This window comes from Streptomyces apricus, from assembly GCF_008369065.1.
Taxonomy (GTDB): Bacteria; Actinomycetota; Actinomycetes; order Streptomycetales; family Streptomycetaceae; genus Streptomyces; species Streptomyces apricus.
The window spans coordinates 540,387-543,360 of record NZ_VDFC01000047.1 but is presented as its reverse complement, the minus strand read 5'-3'; the positions used below and the strand labels follow the sequence as shown (position 1 = coordinate 543,360).

Annotated in this window: 2 protein-coding genes; one reads left to right on the top strand and one right to left on the bottom strand. The window is 69.5% G+C overall.

Translation table 11 applies throughout. From position 1 onward, the window contains the following. Positions 1-191 precede the first annotated feature (191 nt). A complete protein-coding gene (locus FGF04_RS28835) occupies positions 192-1,688 on the bottom strand; it encodes an oligopeptide:H+ symporter (protein ID WP_149514235.1) in 1,497 nt (498 codons plus the stop codon). Positions 1,689-2,234: 546 nt separating this feature from the next. Here FGF04_RS28835 and FGF04_RS28830 point away from each other — a divergent pair. Beyond that, positions 2,235-2,912 carry a response regulator transcription factor gene (locus FGF04_RS28830; protein WP_149514234.1) on the top strand — a complete coding sequence of 226 codons (678 nt, stop codon included), beginning with the start codon at positions 2,235-2,237 and terminating at the stop codon, positions 2,910-2,912. The last annotated feature ends 62 nt before the right edge of the window (positions 2,913-2,974 follow it).

Genomic DNA, 2,974 nt, shown 5'->3' with positions numbered 1-2,974 from the left:
CGTCGGGGGTGGGTGCGGCGCCGTCGTGGCTGGTCSCGCAGTTCCCCGCGCCCCTAAAAGATTGCGCCGTTCCCCGCGCCCCTAGAAGCAAAAGATTGCGCAGTTCCCCSCGCCCCTAAAAGCGACAAGACTGCGCCGTTCCCCGCGCCCCTGGGGAGGCGCCTCTGGGGAGGCGCGTCCCTGGGGAAGGGCTAGTTGACGTTGCCCATCAGTGTCTTGACCTTGTTGCGGTACATGTAGATCGCTGCGCCCGCTATCAGGGCCAGGGTGGCCTCCAGGGCGACGATTCCCTTGCCGTTCAGGTCCACGCCCGCGATGGAGAGCAGGCCCGTCGTGGCGTCGCCCGCGGTGACGGCCAGGAACCAGACGCCCATCATCTGCGAGGCGTACTTCGCGGGCGCCATCTTCGTGGTGACGGAGAGGCCGACCGGGGAGAGGGTCAGCTCACCGACGGTCTGCACGAAGTAGATGGCGACCAGCCACATCGCGGCGGCCTTCTCACCGTCCCCGGCGATCGTCAGCGGGGCCAGGAAGAGGAAGAACGAGGCGCCGACCAGGACCAGGCCCGACGCGAACTTCACGATCGTGCTCGGCTCCCGGCCGGCCCGGTTCAGCGCCAGCCACGCCCAGGCGAAGACCGGGGCGAGCGCCATGATCATGACCGGGTTGACCGACTGGTACCAGGAGACCGGGAAGTCCCAGCCGAAGACGCTGTTCTCGGCTGACGACTCGGCGAAGATCGACAGCGTGGAGCCGCCCTGGTCGTAGATCATCCAGAAGACGGCCGCGGCGACGAAGAACCAGATGTACGCCGACATCTTCGACTGCTCCTCGCGGTCCAGCGACCTGTCCCGCTTGATCCGGGCGATGACCCAGACCGGGATGATCAGACCGACGAGCGTGAGCGGGACCAGGATCCAGTTCAGCGTGTAGTGGCCGGAGAAGCCGACGACGCCGTAGAAGACCGCGGCGACGGCCAGCCACAGCAGGCCCTTGCGCAGGGTCGAGGCCTTCTCCTCGGCGGACATCGGCGTCGGGACGACGTCGGAGCGCGCGTCGAGGTGGCGGCGGCCGATCAGGAACTGCGCCAGACCCAGTGCCATGCCGAGCGCGGCGAGCGCGAAGCCCAGGTGCCAGTCGACCTTCTCGCCGACCGTGCCGATGGCCAGCGGCGCGGCGAAGGCGCCCAGGTTGATGCCGATGTAGAAGACGGTGAAACCGCCGTCGCGGCGCGGGTCGTCCGGGCCCTGGTAGAGGTGGCCGACCATCGTCGAGATGTTGGCCTTCAGCAGGCCCGAGCCGATCGCCACGAGGGCGAGACCGGCGAAGAACGTGCCGGACGAGGGCAGTGCCAGCGTCAGGTGGCCGAGCATGATGACCAGTCCCGCGACGGCGACGGTCCTGCGGGGACCGAGCACGCGGTCCGCGACCCAGCCGCCGGGCAGGGCGAGCAGGTACACGAGCGACAGGTAGACCGAGTAGATCGCGGTCGCGGTGGTCGCGCTCATGTGCAGGCCGCCGGGTGCGACCAGGTAGAGCGGGAGCAGTGCCCTCATGCCGTAGTAGGAGAACCTCTCCCACATCTCGGTCATGAAGAGGGTGGCCAGTCCGCGGGGGTGGCCGAAGAAGGTCGTCTCGGAACCGGGGGTGCCCGGTGCGACCGAGTCCTTCGTCAGGCTGGACGCCATGGTCGTTCCTTGCTGGTCGGGGCGCGGTGCGGTGCGTTCCCCGCCCGGCCCGGGATGCGGGCCCGGGGGAGGAGTGCGCGCCCGGTGGGGGAGGCGGCCGGCACCGGCGGGAGGGCCGTCCCGCCCCACGCCCACGGGGAGTTCCGCTCCGGTCTCGGCTTCGATGTCGGAGCGGTGGACGACGACCACCGGGATCCACGCCCGTCGCGCGTCCTCGCGCTCGGGGCCCGGCCACAGGTCATTCCTTCAAGGCTGGTGGGCACCAGCCCGCACACAGAAGAGACCTTCAGCGTGAAGCTTCCGCCGAAGGTCCCCGTGTGATGCTGCAGGCGTGTGGTCACCATAAGGCCACACGCCATGTCAATGCCGCATATGGCATGACTTGAGAGATGGATCACAGGTTTGCATGGAACCCTACGACCGAATCAAAGGCTGTGAGGGGATTCACCTCCCCAACCCCAGGGGTCCGCGGACCGCACCGCCCGTGCCGGCCACGGATGTCGATCACCCGCACTACGCCGGTCCGCAGCGGACTACCATCAGTTCATGACCCGAGTACTGCTCGCCGAGGACGACGCGTCCATCTCGGAACCCCTGGCCCGCGCCCTGCGCAGGGAGGGGTACGAGGTCGAGGTACGCGAGGACGGACCCACCGCGCTCGACGCGGGCATCCAGGGCGGGATAGATCTGGTCGTGCTCGACCTCGGCCTGCCCGGCATGGACGGTCTGGAGGTGGCCCGGCGGCTGCGTGCCGAGGGGATGACCGTGCCGATCCTGATCCTGACGGCGCGCGCCGACGAGGTGGACACCGTCGTGGGCCTGGACGCGGGCGCCGACGACTACGTCACCAAGCCGTTCCGGCTGGCCGAGCTGCTGGCCCGGGTCCGGGCCCTGCTGCGGCGCGGCGCGGCCGAGCCGCAGCAGCCGCCGGCCACGCACGGGGTGCGGATCGACGTCGAGTCGCACCGGGCGTGGATGGGCGACGAGGAGCTGCAGCTCACGGCGAAGGAGTTCGACCTGCTGCGCGTGCTCGTGCGGGACGCCGGGCGGGTCGTCACGCGCGACCAGCTGATGCGCGAGGTCTGGGACACCACGTGGTGGTCGTCGACCAAGACCCTCGACATGCACATCTCGTGGCTGCGGAAGAAGCTGGGCGACGACGCGGCGAATCCTCGGTACATCGCCACCGTGCGGGGGGTTGGGTTCCGCTTCGAGAAGAGTTAGGCGCTGCGCTCGGTTGGGGCGGGGTGAACACGCCTTGGCGCCGGGGGGCCTCGCGGTGTGGA

Bases quoted from the DNA above. Each gene is read 5' to 3' on its own strand.
- FGF04_RS28835 (WP_149514235.1), bottom strand. From the start codon at position 1,688: ATGGCGTCCAGCCTGACGAAGGACTCGGTCGCACCGGGCACCCCCGGT.
- FGF04_RS28830 (WP_149514234.1), top strand. From the start codon at position 2,235: ATGACCCGAGTACTGCTCGCCGAGGACGACGCGTCCATCTCGGAACCC.